We start from the raw sequence: 415 nt of genomic DNA, 5'->3' as shown, positions 1-415 counted from the left end.
TGAGACGCTACTTAAAGCGCCTCTAGGGTATAACCCATCGAACGAGATTGATGACCTTGTTTGGAAGCAATCTCAGCATGAGTTGATACCCGAACATAATGCTTCAGCGAATGAAGAAGCACCCGTAAAGCCAAAAGTGGTTTCGATTTCAAAATCGCCCAAAAAACTGGCCTGATTTACTGCGCTGCCAAATGAGGGTGGCGTGAGCAGAGTTATCTCGCTTTTTAGCACTACTTTATATAGTGCTAATAGTGCTAATAGTGCGGCGGGGGCGGCTCCTGCTCAGTGCTTGCGCTGCCAGATTTAAGTTCCCCAAGCCCTTCTTTTAATAGTCGGTTCGCTACCCACAAATCTTGGATTTCCCTGTCCTGCTTAGTGATTACATCGTTGAGGGTGTTCAGTAAATCATCTTGAA

The 415-nt window shown here is 46.0% G+C and carries 1 protein-coding gene; it reads right to left on the bottom strand.

Annotation, left to right across the window (positions count from 1 at the left end):
• Positions 1–254: 254 nt before the first annotated feature.
• Positions 255–401: a SlyX family protein gene (locus A3761_RS28910; protein ID WP_369808162.1), complete on the bottom strand. Its 147-nt coding sequence runs from the start codon at positions 399–401 to the stop codon at positions 255–257.
• Between the last annotated feature and the right edge of the window lie 14 nt (positions 402–415).

Source organism: Oleiphilus sp. HI0123 (assembly GCF_001635315.1).
The sequence above is the reverse complement of the archived record's forward strand: the minus strand, read 5'-3'. Positions and strand labels throughout refer to the sequence as shown.